The organism is Apibacter muscae, assembly GCF_007845595.1.
In the GTDB taxonomy this organism is placed as follows: domain Bacteria; phylum Bacteroidota; class Bacteroidia; order Flavobacteriales; family Weeksellaceae; genus Apibacter; species Apibacter muscae.
On the sequence record NZ_SELI01000023.1, the window covers coordinates 163,424 to 181,178 of the forward strand.

The 17,755-nt window shown below is 30.7% G+C and carries 16 protein-coding genes; 5 read left to right on the plus strand and 11 right to left on the minus strand.

Annotation, left to right across the window (positions count from 1 at the left end; genetic code table 11):
- Positions 1-92: 92 nt before the first annotated feature.
- On the minus strand, positions 93-1,649 hold the full coding sequence (locus ETU10_RS09530) for a Do family serine endopeptidase (RefSeq protein WP_246118458.1): 1,557 nt from the start codon (positions 1,647-1,649) through the stop codon (positions 93-95).
- 175 nt (positions 1,650-1,824) lie between these two features.
- Between ETU10_RS09530 and pdxY the strand changes: the two genes are divergently transcribed.
- A complete protein-coding gene (pdxY, locus tag ETU10_RS09535) occupies positions 1,825-2,685 on the plus strand; it encodes a pyridoxal kinase PdxY (protein WP_146311804.1) in 861 nt (286 codons plus the stop codon).
- A gap of 583 nt (positions 2,686-3,268) precedes the next feature.
- Here the strand turns inward: pdxY and ETU10_RS09540 are convergent.
- Genes ETU10_RS09540 through ETU10_RS09565 form a run of 6 tightly spaced genes read right to left on the minus strand, consistent with a single transcriptional unit; the run spans position 3,269 to position 9,631 of the window.
- Positions 3,269-4,006, minus strand: a complete 738-nt coding sequence (locus tag ETU10_RS09540; RefSeq protein ID WP_146311806.1) for a LytR/AlgR family response regulator transcription factor — start codon at positions 4,004-4,006, stop codon at positions 3,269-3,271.
- Entirely contained in the window at positions 3,993-5,045 is a 1,053-nt protein-coding gene (locus ETU10_RS09545; protein ID WP_146311808.1) for a sensor histidine kinase, read from the minus strand. The genes ETU10_RS09540 and ETU10_RS09545 overlap by 14 nt, the downstream gene beginning before the upstream one ends.
- Positions 5,038-6,258 carry an ABC transporter permease gene (locus tag ETU10_RS09550; protein ID WP_146262978.1) on the minus strand — a complete coding sequence of 407 codons (1,221 nt, stop codon included), beginning with the start codon at positions 6,256-6,258 and terminating at the stop codon, positions 5,038-5,040. Before ETU10_RS09550 ends, ETU10_RS09545 begins: the two co-directional genes overlap by 8 nt.
- Position 6,259: 1 nt before the next feature.
- Complete coding sequence (locus ETU10_RS09555; RefSeq protein ID WP_146311811.1) at positions 6,260-7,003, minus strand: ABC transporter ATP-binding protein; 744 nt, start codon at positions 7,001-7,003, stop codon at positions 6,260-6,262.
- A gap of 59 nt (positions 7,004-7,062) precedes the next feature.
- A complete protein-coding gene (locus ETU10_RS09560; protein ID WP_146311813.1) occupies positions 7,063-8,277 on the minus strand; it encodes an efflux RND transporter periplasmic adaptor subunit in 1,215 nt (404 codons plus the stop codon).
- Between the two features lie 7 nt (positions 8,278-8,284).
- Entirely contained in the window at positions 8,285-9,631 is a 1,347-nt protein-coding gene (locus tag ETU10_RS09565) for a TolC family protein (RefSeq protein ID WP_146311815.1), read from the minus strand.
- 226 nt (positions 9,632-9,857) lie between these two features.
- On the opposite strand from ETU10_RS09565, the gene ETU10_RS09570 reads away from it, so the two are divergent.
- The 4 genes from ETU10_RS09570 to ETU10_RS09585 all read left to right on the plus strand — a co-directional run bounded on the left by ETU10_RS09570 (position 9,858) and on the right by ETU10_RS09585 (position 13,490).
- Positions 9,858-10,859 carry an NAD-dependent epimerase/dehydratase family protein gene (locus tag ETU10_RS09570; RefSeq protein WP_146311817.1) on the plus strand — a complete coding sequence of 334 codons (1,002 nt, stop codon included), beginning with the start codon at positions 9,858-9,860 and terminating at the stop codon, positions 10,857-10,859.
- The gene (locus ETU10_RS09575) at positions 10,856-11,926 is read left to right on the plus strand and encodes a diphosphomevalonate/mevalonate 3,5-bisphosphate decarboxylase family protein (RefSeq protein ID WP_146311819.1); all 1,071 of its coding nucleotides are present in this window, start codon (positions 10,856-10,858) and stop codon (positions 11,924-11,926) included. Before ETU10_RS09570 ends, ETU10_RS09575 begins: the two co-directional genes overlap by 4 nt.
- Positions 11,927-12,040: 114 nt before the next feature.
- The gene (locus ETU10_RS09580; RefSeq protein ID WP_146262972.1) at positions 12,041-12,313 is read left to right on the plus strand and encodes an HU family DNA-binding protein; all 273 of its coding nucleotides are present in this window, start codon (positions 12,041-12,043) and stop codon (positions 12,311-12,313) included.
- A 106-nt stretch (positions 12,314-12,419) separates the two neighbouring features.
- Positions 12,420-13,490 carry a peptidylprolyl isomerase gene (locus ETU10_RS09585; RefSeq protein ID WP_146311821.1) on the plus strand — a complete coding sequence of 357 codons (1,071 nt, stop codon included), beginning with the start codon at positions 12,420-12,422 and terminating at the stop codon, positions 13,488-13,490.
- Between the two features lie 59 nt (positions 13,491-13,549).
- Here the strand turns inward: ETU10_RS09585 and ETU10_RS09590 are convergent, their stop codons facing one another.
- The 4 genes from ETU10_RS09590 to fabD all read right to left on the minus strand — a co-directional run bounded on the left by ETU10_RS09590 (position 13,550) and on the right by fabD (position 17,746).
- Positions 13,550-14,797, minus strand: coding sequence for an ABC transporter permease (locus ETU10_RS09590; protein WP_146311823.1), 1,248 nt, complete (start codon positions 14,795-14,797; stop codon positions 13,550-13,552).
- Positions 14,798-14,815: 18 nt separating this feature from the next.
- Positions 14,816-16,042, minus strand: a complete 1,227-nt coding sequence (locus ETU10_RS09595; RefSeq protein WP_146311825.1) for an ABC transporter permease — start codon at positions 16,040-16,042, stop codon at positions 14,816-14,818.
- Positions 16,043-16,056: 14 nt separating this feature from the next.
- Positions 16,057-16,755: an ABC transporter ATP-binding protein gene (locus tag ETU10_RS09600; RefSeq protein WP_146262968.1), complete on the minus strand. Its 699-nt coding sequence runs from the start codon at positions 16,753-16,755 to the stop codon at positions 16,057-16,059.
- A gap of 109 nt (positions 16,756-16,864) precedes the next feature.
- Positions 16,865-17,746, minus strand: a complete 882-nt coding sequence (fabD, locus tag ETU10_RS09605) for an ACP S-malonyltransferase (RefSeq protein WP_146262967.1) — start codon at positions 17,744-17,746, stop codon at positions 16,865-16,867.
- Positions 17,747-17,755: the final 9 nt, after the last annotated feature.

The window sequence follows — 17,755 nt, forward strand, 5'->3', positions numbered from 1 at the left end:
GTTAATTAAATAATTAAATAGAAAAAGCATTAATAAAAAAAAGCATCCGTATTGATACGGATGCTTGTTTATAGGTTAATATTTTTCAATTATTAATTCATTTTGAAACCCCTTCTATAAAATCTACCGTAAGGATCTACGTATTTTACAGAAACAGTACCGTTGTAATTTTTTAATAATCTTTCTATATCCTTGTCACTGTTTACAGGTTTATCATTGATTTCCATAATAATGAAACCTTCATTAATTCCAATGGATCTAAGTTTTCCATTGGCATCCACGTTGGTAACAACCACCCCGGATTCAAGCCCGTAATTCACTTTTTCTTGCTCGGTTAAAGAAGTAAATTCTCCTCCTAATTTTTCAGTCACCGATAAATCTGCTTTGGTTTTTACAGAAGTTCCTCCTTGTGCATCTTTTACTTTTACTTTAAAAGATTTTAAACTACCGTCTCTCATAATCGTTACAGAAACGTTGTCTCCCGGTCTTTTTTCACCAATAATTCCGGAAAGGGTAGGGAAGTTTCTTATAGTAACCCCATCAATTTGGGTAATGATATCTCCTTTTTTTATGCCAGCATCTTTAGCGCCACCGTCTTCCTGAACTTCGGTAACTAAAACCCCTTGTTGAGATTTGTAAGAAGTTTTATTTTTTGCATTGTATTGTTTAACCGCAGAATCATCACTCATATCTAAAGCCCCAATCCCTAAATATCCTCTTTGCACCAAACCGTATTTTCTAATATCTTCTACAATTTTTTTAGCAATGTTTGACGGTACAGCAAAGCTATAACCTTCAAAAGTACCCGCACCGGAATGGGAAGCAATAGCAGTATTTATACCTATAAGATCGCCGTTGGTATTAACCAAAGCACCACCGCTATTCCCAGGGTTTACAGCCGCATCGGTTTGTATAAAAGATTCAATAGGGTTTTTAGAGTTAGATCTTAGTATATCTAAACTACGTCCTTTGGCAGAGATAATCCCCGCAGTCACGGTTGATGTTAATCCAAATGGATTACCCACAGCTAAAACCCATTCACCCACCTTTACATTGTCCGAATCATAAAAATTTAAAAAAGGCAAGCCTTTTTCTTCAATTTTTAGTAAAGCTATGTCTGAATTGGGATCAGTCCCAACTAAGGTAGCGGTATAAGTTTTTTGGTTGTTAAGAGTAATTTCAATTTTATCAGCGCCGTCAATAACATGATTGTTGGTTACTATATAACCGTCTGATGAGATAATTACTCCGGAACCTAAACCGTTAGGTGTATCTTTGGGTTGTTGAGGTTGTGATCTTCGAGGTGAATTATTAAAAGGATCTCCGAAAAAGAAATCAAAAGGATCAATAAACTGTTGTCTTTGTTGCTGTGGGCTGTAGGAAGAATAATTCTTAACACTTACCACTGCATTGATGGTTTTTTCAGCAGCTACCGTTAGATCAGGCGGATTATAGCTTGCAGTGCTATAGCTTGCCGATTGAAAATAGCCTTTTTCATTTTGGTCTTTTTTAAATATTTCGAAATCACTAAGATTTGTGTTTTTTTTCATTGCAGAAAAAACACCTACGGACAGTGCAGCTCCTGCAACTCCCATAAGGATATAAGAAGCTACTTTTTTAATTTGAAATTTGCTTTTTTTATTATTCATAGTCATTAAACTAAATTGAATTATTAGTTATTTCTCATTTCAAAAGTAGTACCAAATTACTAGTTTGTCTGTGGTTTAACATATATTTACCGAGTACCTGACAGCTTATAGTTTTTATACTATTTTACAAATAATTTGTATAGATTTGCTTCCTAAAATAAAAGTAAATTTAAGGATGAAAAATATTTTATCCATTCAGTCACATGTCGTATTTGGGCATGCAGGAAATAGTGCCGCAGAGTTCCCTATGCAACGATGTGGGGTAGGTGTGTGGTCTTTAAATACCGTACAATTTTCCAATCACACACAGTATGGTAAATGGACGGGTGAGGTAATGCCTGCCCTCCACTTATTGGAAATTGTTGAAGGTATAGACAACATACAACAATTAAATAAATGTGATGCTATTCTTAACGGTTATATTGGTTCTCCGGAACAGGGAAAAGCCATTTTAGAAATAGTAAAAAAAATTAAATCCATCAATCCGAATGCTGTTTATTTTTGCGACCCTGTGATGGGGCATCCAGAGAAAGGTTGCATAGTAGCGGAAGGAGTATCAGATTTTTTTAAAAATGAAGCTATTCAAGCTAGTGACATTATGTCGCCTAATTTACTGGAACTTGAAATACTGACAGGCAAAACCATGAATCATATGGACGATGTTTTGCAAGGAACTAAGATATTACACCAAAAAGGGGTGAATATTGTATTGGTGAAACATTTAAGCAAAGCAGCTAAAAGTTTAGATCAATTTGAAATGATTCTATCCACGAAAGACGAAGTTTGGCATATTGCACGACCTTTGTTTGATTTTGGTACTCGACAACCGGTAGGAGTCGGAGATTTAACCTCAGGTTTATTGTTGACGCATTTATTACTAGGTAAAAATGGTAAAGAAGCATTGGAAGCGACTACTGCAGCCGTTTATGCGGTAATGTTGGAAACCTATAAGCGGGGAGAATATGAATTGCAATTGGTAGCGGCGCAAGAAGAAATTGCTAATCCTTCCCAACATTTTGAAGCTATAAAAATATAATTTTCTAAATTTTTCTTAGATACGTCATATTTACTCCATTATTGGAGTAAATATGCTTGCTTCTATCCTTGAGTATAAAATTTTTATTAAGATAGGGGGTAAGGGTTTGCACAAAACTTTCTAATTCTTTTAAATCCTTCGGTTTTGAAAAAGGTATTAAAAGATTAATGCTGGTTCGAATTTTAATTTTATCGGTTAGGGTACAGAGGGTTAAATATCAAAAATTATAATTTCTATCAATGGTAATTTCATGGAGTTGTTCAAGAGGTACCATCCATTCTTTATTGGAGTAATTAATAGTTAAATGGGACAGATCATAAATAATTTTCCACTATATTTTTTGATTGATTAGCAATCCATAACAAGAATAAACCTTCGAAAAGTAAAGATATAGCAATGTCTATTTTAAATATTCCATTGCCTCTTAAAAAGGGTACTAAAGCAGAAATAATTAGCATAAATAAAAACAGGCTTAACAGAAAAAAATACAACAAGAAACCTATATTTAGCTCTGTTTTAAAATCTATTCCATAAAATTTATACTCTTTCTTAAAACTACTCGTGCCAATATTTTTGCCCCCCCTTAATTTATGGAATTTGATTGTATGAATTTGTAAAAATTTTCTTTATGCTGTTCTGATATGGTAATGTGTTGCTGATGGATAATGACTTGATTTTTTTCTATGGATTGTATATGTTCAAGAGAGATAATAAAAGATCTATGTACCCGCATAAATCGATCTTTGGGTAACTCTTCTTCCAATTTTTTTAAACTCATTAAAGTTAGAATTGGTTTAGGCTCATCTTTTAACCAAATTTTCACATAATCTTTTAAACTTTCTATATATAAAATTTTATGAAAGCTTATTTTTATTTGTCTGTATTCTGACTTTACAAAAAAATACTCCGGAGATTGTCTTTTACTTACCCCTTTTTGATCTTTTGCATGAATTAATTCAAACCATTCTTTAGCTTTGTTCGCCGCTAGAATAAATTCTTTATAATCAAAAGGTTTTAAAAGATAATCCAGTGCATTTACTTTATATCCCTCTAGGGCGTATTGATCGAAGGCAGTTGTGAAAATTATTTTAGTATGGTCTTTTATGGTTTCTGCCAATTGTAAGCCATTCAATTCTGGCATTTGTATATCTAAAAAAATTAAATCAACTTTTTGTTTATTTATAAAGTCAAGAACTTCAATAGCATTGTTAAATTTTCCTATTAGTTCTAAATATGCCGTTTGGTTTACATAATTTTCAATCAGTTGAAGCGCCATAGGCTCATCATCTACGATTATGCAAGATATTTTATTGGAATTCATTTGTTTTTAATTTAATCTCTAAATTAAAAATAAATTCATTCCCACAAATTTCTGAACTATATCGGTATTGATTGGGGTATAAAAGATCCAATCTTTTTTTTAAGTTTTGCATACCAATTCCGGAACCGCTTTTATCCATTATATTTTTTTGAAAGTTATGGTTTTTAGAAAATAAAGAAATTCTATCTTCCCACAATTCCATAGAAAATTCTATCACAGAAGTTTGTGTGGCGGAAACTCCGTGTTTAAATGCATTTTCAATAATTGAAATAAATAATAAAGGAGGAATTTGTATGGATGAACTAATTTTAGGAAAGTTTACTTTCACTTGGGTTTTCTCTGTAAGCCTTAGCTTCATTAACTCAATATATTTGTTTAAAAATTCTATCTCTTTTTCTAATCGTACGGTTTCTGTATTGGATTCATAGAGCAAATATCTCATCAGCTTGCTTAAGCTATGTATGGTTTCTTTAGCTTTTTCCGGTGAAATATCTACCAATGAATATATATTGTTTAAAGAATTGAAGAAAAAATGAGGTTGAATTTGGTATTTTAAATGCTGCAACTCGGCTTGCAATTTATAATTTTCAACTTCATTTTTTTCTGATTCAGTTTTTACCCAACGTTCGCTAATACGAAATGCAAGAGCAAATACCATGGGAATAATCATAGAAATGCTATCAAAATATATAAAAAAGGAACGTGAGGGTCTGGATGGTCTTCTAAAATGAGGATCTTCTGTAAGCAGTTTAAATATTAACTCGTGCTTTAATATTACTAATAGAGCTATAACAATAACATTTATTGTTATAAAAATTAAAATTTTATTGTTGAAAATAAATTTTTTTATCAGCCATAAATAATTAATATAAAACAAAAAAGCATAGATTAATAAAGATACCCAGGACCTTCTTGCCACAAACGATAATTCTTCTTGTCCATAAGAGAATAAATAAGGCGAAATGAAAAGTACTCCCCAAACGACAAAGTGCAGAAAATATACTAATTTTTTGTTTTGTAAAAGGCGAAATTTATTCATATCTTAATGCATCAATAGGGTCTAAATCAGAGGCTTTTTTGGCAGGATACCATCCAAAAAATATTCCGGTAACTGTACATACTGCGAAGGAAATAAATATGGAAAAAAGAGTTATGCTTACCGGCCAGCCTGCAAAAGTTTTAATACTGTACGTAGATATTAAACCAATTAAAACTCCTATGGCTCCTCCTGTAAAACTAATAAGAATAGATTCTATTAAGAATTGCATAAGAATATCTTTTCCTTTGGCTCCTACAGCCATTCTCAAACCTATTTCTCGGGTACGTTCTTTTACGGATACATACATAATATTCATAATGCCTATTCCTCCTACAAGCAAGGAAATGCTAGCAATTGCCACTAAAAGTATAGTTAGCATTTCGCTGGTGGAATTCATGGTTGAAAGTATTTCTTGTTGAGAGGAAATATTAAAGTTATCTGGATCGGATGAATTTAATTGATGGGATTCCCTCATTAATGTTGTAAGCTGATCTACTGCATTGGATGCTTGTTCTTCGCTAACGGCTGATGCAACAATGGAATTTAGGTAAGTTATAGCTAAAACTCTTTTTTGTATTGTTGTAAAAGGTGCTAAAATTATATTGTCTTGGTCTTGCCCAAAAGCATTCTCCCCTTTAGGGCTAAGGGTTCCTATAACTTTTAATGGGATTTTATTGAAACGAATAATTTGTCCTATGGGGTTTTCTCCATTGGGAAATAAATTATCTATAACCGTTTTACCTAAAATGCAGACTTTAGAATAAGAATTGACTTCTTGTGTTGTGAACATACTTCCATCAAGAATTTCTAAATTCCTAATAGATAGATATTCCGGAGTAACCCCGTAGAGGGTAGTAGGCCAGTTGTTAGCTCCATGTATGGATTGTCCACTGCCATTAACCACCGGGGAAATTTCTGTGATTAAATTGGCATTTTTGCTAAGAAAATTTAGATCCTTTAAGGTTAAAGTTTGAGAAGCACTCATATCTAAACGTACGCCTCCTTGTCTTCCAGCCCCTGGGCGTATGGTTATAATATTGGAACCCATGGAAGAAAGGCTGTCTTTTATACTTTGTTTAGAACCTTCTCCAATGGCTAGCATAGCAATTACGGAAGCAACGCCAATGATGATTCCTAGCATAGTTAGCAAAGTTCTCATCTTATTAAGCAAAATCGCTCGAAATGATATTTTAAAAAGGTTAGATAAGTTCATTTTAATCGGTTTTGTTGGATAATTTTTGTAATTCATCCGAGGCATTAAGTCTATTTTTAATAGCTTCGTCTTTAATAATAAAACCATCTTTTAAAACTATGGTTCTATGGCTAAATAAAGCTATATCGGGTTCGTGAGTTACAAATGCAATGGTAATTCCTTGTTCGTTAAGTTCTTGAAATAGTGCCATAACTTCATAGGAGGTTTTGGTATCTAAATTACCGGTAGCTTCGTCTGCAAGTAATATTACTGGGTGATTCACTAAAGCTCTTGCAATAGCTACCCGTTGCTGTTGACCTCCGGATAGTTGGCTGGGAACATGGGTTAACCTACTTTCCAAACCCACTCTCTTCAAAGCTGTTACCGCTCGTTCTTTACGTTCTTTGGAAGACACCGTTGAATTGTACATAAGTGGTAGTTCTGCATTGTCTATGCAGGTGGTTCTTGGCAATAGATTATAAGCCTGAAAGACAAATCCTATTTTTTCATTTCTAATTCTAGCCAACTGATCTTTGGATAAATTTTTAACTCTTACTCCGTCTAATTCATAAGTACCTTCGGAAGGCTGGTCTAAACATCCAAGAATATTTAAAAGGGTAGATTTTCCTGATCCACTGGAACCCATAATGGTTAAAAATTCTCCTTCTTGAACCGTAAGATTTATTCCTTTTAGCGCTTGAACAATCTCTGACCCCATTTTAAATTCTCTTTTTAAATTTTCTATATGTATAATGGGTTTACTCATCTCATGTATTTTTAATTATTTGTAAAGGTTCCTTCTAAACTAAATATTTAAGAAATCAACTATTTTTTCTTACTTGCTCCAGGTCTTTTAGGCATAAAAGGACTGCTTTCTTGTTTGTTTGAAGATGTACCGTCTTGCTTATTTTTCATACTATAAACAACTTCATCGCCTACTTTTAAACCACTTATAACTTCAACATTTATTCCATCGCTTTCGCCAATTTTCACTGATTTTTGTTCTAAAATTCCTTGTTTGTTTCTGATCCACACATATTTCTCGTCATCATTACTTTTATTAATGGTACTTATTTTAGTATTTAATTGATGTTCTTTATTGTATATTTCCAAAATTTTAGAATCCATGGTGAAATTTAATGCCTTAGCTGGTAAAGTAATAATATCATTTAATTCTTTTGTATAAATGGTAACAGTTGCGGTTAATCCGGGTTTTAATTTTAAATTGCTGTTATCTGTAACAATAATAACTGTATAGGTTACTACATTAGAGGTTACAGTGGCTCCTAAACGTACTTGATTAACCGTACCGTTAAAAGTAATGGAAGGATAAGCATCAACCGTAAAAGTTACTCTTTGCCCAACTTGTACATTTCCTATATCAGCCTCATCTACATTGGCTTCCACTTGCATTTTTGTAAGATCTTGAGCAATTGTAAATAGAGTAGGAGTGCTCATGGAAGCTGCAACGGTTTGCCCTTCTTCTACTTCTTTAGTGACGATAACTCCGTCTATAGGGGAATAGATGTTCGCATAACCAAGATTGGTTTGTGCCTTTTGCAAAGTTGATTTTGCTTGTTTCACGGACTCTTTTGCATCATTCAATGAAAAACTAGCCGTTTCAAAATCTGCTTTGCTAATCACTTGTGCGTTGTACATATTCTTTTGCCTGTTAAAATTTTGTTGTTGGTAGCTTAGTTGATTCAATGCGGAGGAATAGGTGGCTTGTGCATCGGTTAGAGTTGCTAATAGATTGGTTCTATCAATTTGTGCTATAAGTTGCCCTTTTTTTACTGGACTATTATAATCTACATATATTTTTTCAATTATTCCCGAAACCTGCGTACCTACAGTCACTTCATTTACAGGATTTACAGTTCCTGTGGCTGTTATGGCTTCACTTACATTTCCTTTTTCAACTTTAACAGTTTCTACGGAGAGTGTTGGTTTAGAAGCTGAAAAGAAATATTTATAAATAAAAAATATGGATACAATTGAAATTATTGCAATCACTAATATTTTAATTTTATTTGTCTTCATATTTGTTTTATTGAATTTTAATAGGTTGTCCTTGGTAATATTGAAGTAATTGTTGGTATAAAAGCCCCATATATTTGGTTTGTAAGTACTTTTGTTCGGCGTTTAAATAATTGGTTTGACTAACCAAAAGATCCGTGGTTGTTGATCCACCAAATTCATATTTTTTAATAGATAAGTCGTATGATAATTTGGAGGTATCTCGTAAAGTTTTTGAAGATTTAGATTCTGCTTGATTTGTAGTTGCATTTAGCCATGCCATTTCAATTTTTTGATATAAATCTTTATTAGCCTGAATTTTATTCAATTCACTTTGTTGAATATTGATTTTTGCTAAAGCTACATTGGTTTTGTTTTGAAATTTAGAGAAAATTGGAATATTTAAAGACAAAGATACATTCTGACTTTTATTCCCGTCTAGTTGCCTACCAAAGTCAATATAATCACGCGTGCTTGAATAACCAGTACTTAAACTTCCAGATAAATTTAAGGTAGGTAAATACCCTGCCTTAGCAATCTCCAAATCCTTTTCATTGATTTGCTTTTCTATGTCGTAAATTTTAGTATCGGGCAATTTATTTACCGCTTGTTCAAAAATAATCTCTTTGTTAGGAATTAAATAATCTTTGGTATCCGATAATTCCGGAATTTCGATTTGAAAATCTATTTTTGGATCTAGTTCAAGCAATTGCTTAAGTGCTAATACTTGTTGTGCATACTGGGTTTGTGCTGATACAATATTATATTGATTGGTAGCATTTTGTGCTTCTAAATCAGCCAAATCACTTCTTGACAAAGCTCCGTTTGAAAATTTTATTTGTCCTTGCTTTAAAAGGTCTTCAGTAGACTTCGCTGAATTTTTAGCAATTTCAATAGCTTCTTGGGTGTATAAGGCTTGTACATAAGCTTCAAGTATACTTAAAATAATATTATTTTCTGCTTGTTCTATATACAAACTATTTTGATTAACTAATAATTGATTTTGTTCAATAGTATTGGTAAGTTTATTACCATTGTAAAGAGCTACGCTGGTAGAAATGTTTCCGTTTACAGATTTATAAAATTCATTTTGAAATGATGAGGTGATAGGATCTATACTACTTCCGTTAGTCATACCCCCATTAATATTTGTATTTAGATTGGGTAATCGATTATTTTTGGATTGTTTTAAATTTAAATCAGAAGAGTTTTTACTTAAAATAGCTTTTTTAATCGTAATATTGTTGGCTATTGCATACTCTAAACATTCTTCTAAACTCCAAACAAACCTTCTATTTAAATTATTTTGAGATTTTATATTTATTAATGATAATAAATAAATGGTTACAAGTAATAACAATTGTTTATTTAACGTCATTGTTAATTCATATTTTTTATTCTCCAACAAATGTAATCCTAATCCTAAAGAAATTATTTACAAATCGACTTGAATGAATTATTACTATATAAAAAGCTATTTTTTAAGGATAATTAAATTACTTTTGCATACGTCTGTATTAGTTAATCTATATAAAATGATGAATTACTATATAAATCTTTCATTTAATAATTTATCTAAAAATTAATTTCTTCATAATTTATCTATGATATTAGTTACCGGTGGAACGGGTTTATTAGGAACATATGTAGTTTTAAAACTAGCAAAAGAAAATCAAAATCTAAAGGTTTTGATTAGAGATGAAAATTTAAAAGAAAATATTTTATATATATTCAAAATTTATGAACCGATTAATTATCAAGAATTATTTAATTCAATCCATTGGGTCAAAGGAGATATTCTTGATATATATTCACTGGAACCAGCCCTGGAAGGTGTTACAAAAATATATCATATTGCAGGAAAAATCTCTTTTCAAGAAAAAGATAAAAAAGAATTATACAAAGTTAATGTTGGAGGTACAAGAAACTTAGTAAATCTTTCCATTGAAAAAAATATAAATAAATTCTGTTATATAAGCTCTATAGCAACACTAGACCCAGAGATTGATCAAAATGATATCTATGAAAATTCTGAATGGAATTTTAAAACCTATCATTCTTCCTATGCATGTTCTAAATTTGCTGCAGAAATGGAAGTTTGGAGAGGTTCACAAGAGGGGTTAAATGTTATAATTATTTGTCCAGGAGTCATCTTGGGATCTGGAAATTGGAATCGAAGCAGCGGAATGCTTTTTGACATGGCAATTTCCAATAAAGTTTATAGTACCAAAGGTTTAACTGGATTTGTTGATGCAGAAGATGTAGCTAATATAATTGTGAAGCTAATGGAAAGTGACGTAATTAACGAAAAGTATATAGTTGTTTCTGAGAATGCTTCTTACAAACAAGTTTTTTCAATTTTAAGAAGACACATAAATCAGTCAGAACCAATTGTGATTTCTAATTTTCTGATCAAATCATTAGCCTTACTTATCAAAGTTTTACCTACACAAAAAAAATTAAGTAGATCTGTGGTAAATGCTTTGATTAACACTACGACTTATTCTAATCAAAAAATAATTTCTAAAATTAACTATAAATTTAAATCTTTAGAAGACTCTTTACTATTTCATTTTAATAATTTTATTAAGCATAAGAATTTATGAAAATAACTGAAAAAGAATTTATTTCCGAGGATAATTATACACTGATTGAAAAAGGAGAAGTCAGCCACAAGTGTCCTTCCAATATAGCGTTGGTAAAATATTGGGGGAAATATGAGAACCAAATCCCTGCAAATCCTTCATTAAGTTATACATTAACAGATAGTTTTACTGAAACAAAGATAGAATTTAATAAATCTGATAAATTTAAGGTTGAGGTATACTTGGATGGAAGGTTCCAAGAAAGTTTTACTGAAAAAATTAAAAAATATTTTCTATCACTTAAAAAGTATTTACTTTTTATTGATCAATATCATTATAAAATTTATACTGAAAATAATTTCCCGCATAGTAGTGGTATAGCCTCTTCTGCTTCCGGGTTCGGAGCATTGGCTAAATGCTTGATAGAAATGAGTAAAATATTAAGTGATGATAAACTATCTGAAGAATTTAAATTAAAAAAAACATCATTTATAGCCAGACTAGGTTCTGGTAGCGCTTGTAGATCATTATATAATGGCTTGGTTCTATGGGGTGAACATCCGGATATTATTGAAAGCTCAAATTTATATGCAGTCCCTTATCCTTTAGAAATTAATTCAGTGTTTGAAACTTTTATAGATACAGTTTTACTTTTGGATGAAGGGGTTAAAGAAGTAAGTAGTTCTGTAGGGCATCAATTAATGAATGAACACCCCTATGCATCTGTACGCTTTAACGAAGCTACTAAAAATATAACTAAATTAATTTCAATATTGAAAGAAGGAGATTTAGAATCTTTTGGATACATAGTTGAGAATGAATCACTTAGCTTGCATTCGATGATGATGACTTCTAAACCTTCATTTATATTATTAAAACCAGCAACACTTTTGGTTATTGATAAAATTTGGAAGTTTCGAAAAAATTGTAATGCGCATCTCTATTTTAGTATAGATGCCGGTGCTAACATCCATTTATTATATCCTGAAAAAGACAAAGGAATAGTTTCAAGTTTTATTCAAAATGACTTGATTAAATTTACAGAAAATGGAAATTTAATATCCAATCAAATATCTTTTTTAAAGTAAGTATATAATTTATATATATAAAAGATAAAAAAATTGAAAAAACTTGTACATAAGAAACAAAACCTTATCTTTGCGTCACGCAACATGTAGAACCTTATATAAAAATAAATTGTCATGAACAAATCAGAATTAATCGATGCAATTGCAGCTGATGCTGGTCTATCAAAAGCAGATGCAAAAAAAGCATTAGATGCTTTTACATCTAATGTAACAAAAACTTTAAGCAAAGGTGATAAAATATCTTTAATCGGATTTGGTACTTTTTCTGTTACTGAAAGAAGTGCTAGAGAAGGAATTAATCCTCAGACTAAAGAAAAAATAAAAATAGCTGCGAAAAAGGTTGCTAAATTTAAACCAGGCGCTGAATTATCTGATGCAGTAAACTAAGACATCGATAGAAATATATAAAAAGCTATTACAAATTTTCGTAATAGCTTTTTTATTTTTAGAATACTATACATTTTCTTAAATTTGATTTAAAATAAATAAAAATATGATTCAAAAGATCATAATTTTTTTGTTACTATCATTAACCCTTATAAATTGTAAAACTTTGGAAACAATTGACAATCAAACGTATGATAATCTTGAAAATGGACTATATGCCAATATAAAAACCAATCAAGGCAATATATTAGTAAAATTTTTTGATAAAGAATCACCGGTAACTGTCGCAAACTTTATTGGTTTAGCAGAAGGAAATATTCCTAATAGTGCTAAGAAGAAAGGAGAACCTTTTTATGATGGAATTATTTTTCATCGTGTTATCAAAGACTTTATGATTCAAACCGGAGATCCTGAAGGAACAGGTATGGGAGGACCTGGATATAGATTTGAAGATGAAAAAAACAATTTAAAACATTCTGGTGGTGGAATATTGTCAATGGCAAACTCAGGACCCAATACCAATGGAAGCCAATTTTTTATTACTGAGGTTCCAACTCCATGGTTAGATGGGAAACATACTATTTTTGCTGAAGTTATAAAAGGTATTGATGTAGTTAATACAATAGCAGCTGCTAAAACAGGGGCACAAGATAGACCTTTAGAACCTATTATTATTGAAAAGGTTAGTATTCTTAAAAAAGGGGATGAATATAAAAACTATGATGCTGCTAAGTTCTTTGAAGAAAATAAAGATTTAATTTCTGAGAGAAATAAAAAATTTATAGATGAAAAAGAAAAAGAAAGCACCTTAAAATTAGAACAATTAAAATCAGAAATGACCCAAACACCATCAGGACTCTATTACAAAATTTCTCATGAAGGCTCAGGTTCTATGGCTAAAGTGGGTGATAAAGTATCTGTTCATTACGAAGGATCATTATTAAACGGAAATATATTTGATTCTTCTTTTGCTAGAAATGAACCAATAGATTTTCCTTTAGGAAAAGGTATGGTTATTCAAGGATGGGAGGAAGGTATTTCTTTATTGAAAGAAGGTTCAAAAGCGACTCTTTTAATTCCACCAGCTTTGGGTTATGGCTCTCAAGGTGCTGGAGGAGTGATTCCACCCAACGCTTGGTTATTGTTTGAAGTTGAACTTGTCAAAGTAAATAACTAGTTTTTAAAAGTAAAAAAGTATTTTCAATATAATTTGGAAATACTTTTTTTAATTAAATATTATTCAGCCCTTAATGCTTCAATGGGTTTTATTCTTACAGCTTGTTGTGCTGGTATCAAACCGATAGATAAACCTAAACTGACCATTAAGCTAAGTGCTGCAAGAACATTCCACATACTTATGGAAGGATTATAAAACGGGATATTCGGATTGTTTACGATCATTTGATTAATAAAGAATAAAAAAAGTATTCCTCCTATAAAACCTATTAAACCAGAAAAAATTGTTAAAAAAACACTTTCCATCAAAATTTGGTATCTAATTTCTTTAGGTTTCGCACCAAGAGCTCTTTTTATTCCTATTTCTAAAGTTCTTTCTTTAACTGTTATTAGTAAAATATTAGAAATGGCTATTACCCCAGCCAAAATTGTTAGTCCCCCCACTATCCATGTAAGTAGTTGCATACCTTCCAAAAATCTAACTAATTTTTTATAACCCTCTGCAAAATTAAACCCGGCAAAAGCTTTTTCATCTGTGGGTGAAACTTTATGTCTTTGTTTCAAAATATTTTTTATTTTTATTTCAGCTTTTTTTACATCATATTGAGGCTTTATAACTATAACCATCCATCCAATTTTATTACCTCTATTGTAAATTTGTTGATATGTGTTAAAGGGTATAAATAATTGATTATCGCTGGTGTTACTTCCATTAGGGTTTTTATAAACTCCAATAACTTTAAAATACGTATTATTAATTTTAATATATTCACCTATTGGATTTTCATTTTTAGAAAAAAATTGCTCTGCGATCTCTTTTCCTATAACGACTACTTTTCTGTTATGATTAATATCTTCTTCGTTTAATAACCGACCACGAATAATTTCTTTTTTTACCAACTGATTAGCAATGGGATAATCACCAAATACACTATATCTTTTCGTAATTTTATGCCTGTTTATAATTCCTTGTTCAGAAGAGGCTGCACTTCTGGGGGCTATAGTTTCAATTTCTTCTACTTCAGTTTTTAAATAATTTATATCTTCTAAATTTAAATCAATAGGTCGATACTTAGGTAATCCATGATAAGGTTCACTAGTAGATTCGCCCCAGAGAAATATACTATTGGTTGCAAAACCATCAAATATTTTATTAAATCCATTTTCAACTCCTTTTGCTGCTCCTAATAGAAAAACATACAAAAACATTCCCCATGCAACTCCAATCATCGTTAAAATTGTTCTAAGCTTATTCTTACTAAGCGTATAATAAATTTCACTCCAAATTTCTCTATTTAAAATAAGCATGATTATTAAGTTTATGTATTAATCTTTTAATGCTTCCACAGGTTTTATCTTTGCTGCATTTCTAGCTGGTATAAATCCAGCAATGGCTCCAAATATTACAAGAGCTAAAGTGGCATATAAAATTAACTTCCAACTAACAGAAGGGTTAATAATTAAAATTTCAACATAACGATCTTTAATAAGATTCAAAACTAATATACCTACTAAAGCTCCGAAAATCCCTGAAATTAAAGTTATAAATATGGATTCTTGCAAAATCAAACCAATAATATTCCAAGGATGTGCACCAAGTGCTTTTCTAACACCAATTTCTTTGGTTCGTTCTTTAACAATAAAAACCATTATATTACTAATTCCAATAATTCCTGCCATTATGGTTCCAAAACCTATAAACAATACTAGAAAGGATATAACATTGAAAAAAGCGAGAGGTTTTTCCATATTTTCTGCTTTATTTCTTACAATCAAACCGTTATTATCCTCCTTAGAAATCTTTAGTTTTGTTTTTAAAGTTGTTTTAATGTTCTCTCCAAGCTCAATAGCTTTAGTAGGTGATATGTTATCGTTATAGACAACATCAATTTGATTAATAATATCTGTATTTGATTTTTGTTTTTGATGCGTTCGAATGGGTATATATATAATTCTTTCATAATTATCCCCATCCTTATTGTTGAAAACACCTATGACTTTATAATTTGTATTTCCAATATTTATATATTTACCTAGAGGATTTTCATTTTTAAATAAATCTTTTTGCACTAGGCGACCAATAACAGCAAATTTAGACTCGTTCTGTAAATCGTAATTGTTTAAATACCTACCAGAAGTAATGATAATTTTTTCAATATATTTTTTTTCAGGATAAGTGGCAATAATAGAATAATTTCCGGACTCATTTTTGTAAAAAACATTTTCTGAGCTTGACGAAGTTGATGTTTTATATTTTAATTGATTGGAATAATTCTTATTAATTAAATCTAAATCTTCATTTTTTAAAGTAATGGTTCTATATTCTTGTAAACCGGCATAAGCCCTTGAAGTAATTCCTGGAATATAACTAATTAGATTTGGGGAGTCTAGTATAAATTGAAGTGAAAATCCATTTTTTAAACCATTACCAATTCCAGAAAGTAATATAAATATAAATAATCCTAAAGATATTGTTAATCCAGATAAAAAGGTTCTTAATTTGTTTTGCTTAATTGAATAAAAGATTTCATGCCAACGATCTAGATTAAACATAGTATTAATTGTTATTAAAGTTTTATTTGATCTATGATTTCATCTTTTTCAATAATTCCATCTTTTAAATGTACAATTCTTTTACACTGTGCTGCTACTTCTGGTTCATGAGTAACTATTAATATGGTTTTACCTTCCATATTTATTTCTTGAAAAAACTTCATTACCTCGTAAGTAGTTTTACTATCTAAAGCTCCAGTAGGTTCGTCTGCTAGAATAACTTTAGGATGAGTAACTAGAGCTCTTGCAATTGCTACTCTTTGTTTTTGTCCCCCAGAAAGTTCATTGGGCATGTGAGTAGCTCTGTCGTATAAGCCTACTCTTTTTAAATAATCTAAAGCTATTGAATTTCTTTGAGATCTCTTAACCCCTTGGTAATATAAGGGCAAAGCAACATTTTCCATGGCATTCTTGAAGTTAATTAAATTAAAGGATTGAAAAACAAATCCTAAGAATTTATTTCTATAATCTGCTGCCTTAGATTCGCTTAAATGATTATCAATCTTAACTTGATTCAAAAAATACTCTCCTTCATCAGCATAATCTAATATTCCTAGAATGTTGAGCAGGGTTGATTTACCTGATCCTGATGAACCCATGATAGCAACCATCTCACTTTCTTTTATTTCTAGATTAATACCTTTTAATACATGCAAATTATTATTCCCAGTGTTATAATATTTATGCACATTTTTTAATGAAATTAGATTCATTTTAAATATAACTATAGTATTGCTTTATAAATAAGTAGCAATATTTTTAAAATTGTTACTTATTTATAAAACTTATATAGAATATTTGAATTTGAAGAATTTTGTAATTTTATAAACTATTAACTTCTACTGAGTTATTAATTTTTTTAATTAATCCTTGTAAAACTTTTCCTGGTCCAGTTTCTTTAAATGTTAAACAACCATCCAAAATCATTTGATTTACAAGTTTTGTCCAATTTACTGGAGAGGTAAGCTGTTGAATTAAATTTTCTTTAATTTCTTCAACTTTTGTAACAGAAGTATTGGTTGTATTTTGATATATGGGTATAGTAGGGGATGAAAAAGTGGTATTATTTATGGCTTTTTCTAATTGGTCTTGAGCGGGTTTCATTAAGGGGGAATGAAATGCACCTCCCACAGGAATCACTAAAGCTCTTTTAGCTCCAGCTTCTTTTAATTTTTCACAAGCCTCTTGAACGGCTTCCACATGTCCTGAAATTACTAATTGCCCGGGGCAATTGTAATTGGCTGGCACTACTATATAATCAGGCTTAGAAATTTCTTTACAGATATCTTCTACAACTTGGTCAGATAGACCTAATATTGCTGCCATGGTAGAAGGATTTTTTTCACAAGCTTCTTGCATAGCTAAGGCTCTTTGATAAACTAGTTTTAAACCATTTTCAAAGGTTAGTACCCCATTGTTTACTAATGCTGAAAATTCTCCTAAAGAGTGTCCAGCAACCATATTAATATTCGAATTATTGATTGTTTTAGAAATAGCTACAGAATAAATAAAGATCGCTGGCTGTGTAACATTCGTTTGAACCAGTTGTTCCTTTGTTCCATGAAACATGATATCTAAAATATCAAAACCTAATATTTCATTGGCAGAATCCATCAATTTTTTAATGTCCGAGCTACTATCATAGATATCTTTACCCATCCCAGGAAACTGAGATCCCTGTCCAGGAAATACTAATGAATTCATAAATTTTAT

Bases quoted from the DNA above. Each gene is read 5' to 3' on its own strand.
- ETU10_RS09580 (WP_146262972.1), top strand. From the start codon at position 12,041: ATGAACAAATCAGAATTAATCGATGCAATTGCAGCTGATGCTGGTCTA.
- fabD (WP_146262967.1), bottom strand. From the start codon at position 17,746: ATGAATTCATTAGTATTTCCTGGACAGGGATCTCAGTTTCCTGGGATG.
- pdxY (WP_146311804.1), top strand. From the start codon at position 1,825: ATGAAAAATATTTTATCCATTCAGTCACATGTCGTATTTGGGCATGCA.
- ETU10_RS09595 (WP_146311825.1), bottom strand. From the start codon at position 16,042: ATGTTTAATCTAGATCGTTGGCATGAAATCTTTTATTCAATTAAGCAA.
- ETU10_RS09530 (WP_246118458.1), bottom strand. From the start codon at position 1,649: ATGAATAATAAAAAAAGCAAATTTCAAATTAAAAAAGTAGCTTCTTAT.
- ETU10_RS09575 (WP_146311819.1), top strand. From the start codon at position 10,856: ATGAAAATAACTGAAAAAGAATTTATTTCCGAGGATAATTATACACTG.
- ETU10_RS09565 (WP_146311815.1), bottom strand. From the start codon at position 9,631: ATGACGTTAAATAAACAATTGTTATTACTTGTAACCATTTATTTATTA.
- ETU10_RS09570 (WP_146311817.1), top strand. From the start codon at position 9,858: ATGATATTAGTTACCGGTGGAACGGGTTTATTAGGAACATATGTAGTT.
- ETU10_RS09555 (WP_146311811.1), bottom strand. From the start codon at position 7,003: ATGAGTAAACCCATTATACATATAGAAAATTTAAAAAGAGAATTTAAA.
- ETU10_RS09545 (WP_146311808.1), bottom strand. From the start codon at position 5,045: ATGAATAAATTTCGCCTTTTACAAAACAAAAAATTAGTATATTTTCTG.
- ETU10_RS09550 (WP_146262978.1), bottom strand. From the start codon at position 6,258: ATGAACTTATCTAACCTTTTTAAAATATCATTTCGAGCGATTTTGCTT.
- ETU10_RS09590 (WP_146311823.1), bottom strand. From the start codon at position 14,797: ATGCTTATTTTAAATAGAGAAATTTGGAGTGAAATTTATTATACGCTT.
- ETU10_RS09560 (WP_146311813.1), bottom strand. From the start codon at position 8,277: ATGAAGACAAATAAAATTAAAATATTAGTGATTGCAATAATTTCAATT.
- ETU10_RS09540 (WP_146311806.1), bottom strand. From the start codon at position 4,006: ATGAATTCCAATAAAATATCTTGCATAATCGTAGATGATGAGCCTATG.
- ETU10_RS09585 (WP_146311821.1), top strand. From the start codon at position 12,420: ATGATTCAAAAGATCATAATTTTTTTGTTACTATCATTAACCCTTATA.
- ETU10_RS09600 (WP_146262968.1), bottom strand. From the start codon at position 16,755: ATGAATCTAATTTCATTAAAAAATGTGCATAAATATTATAACACTGGG.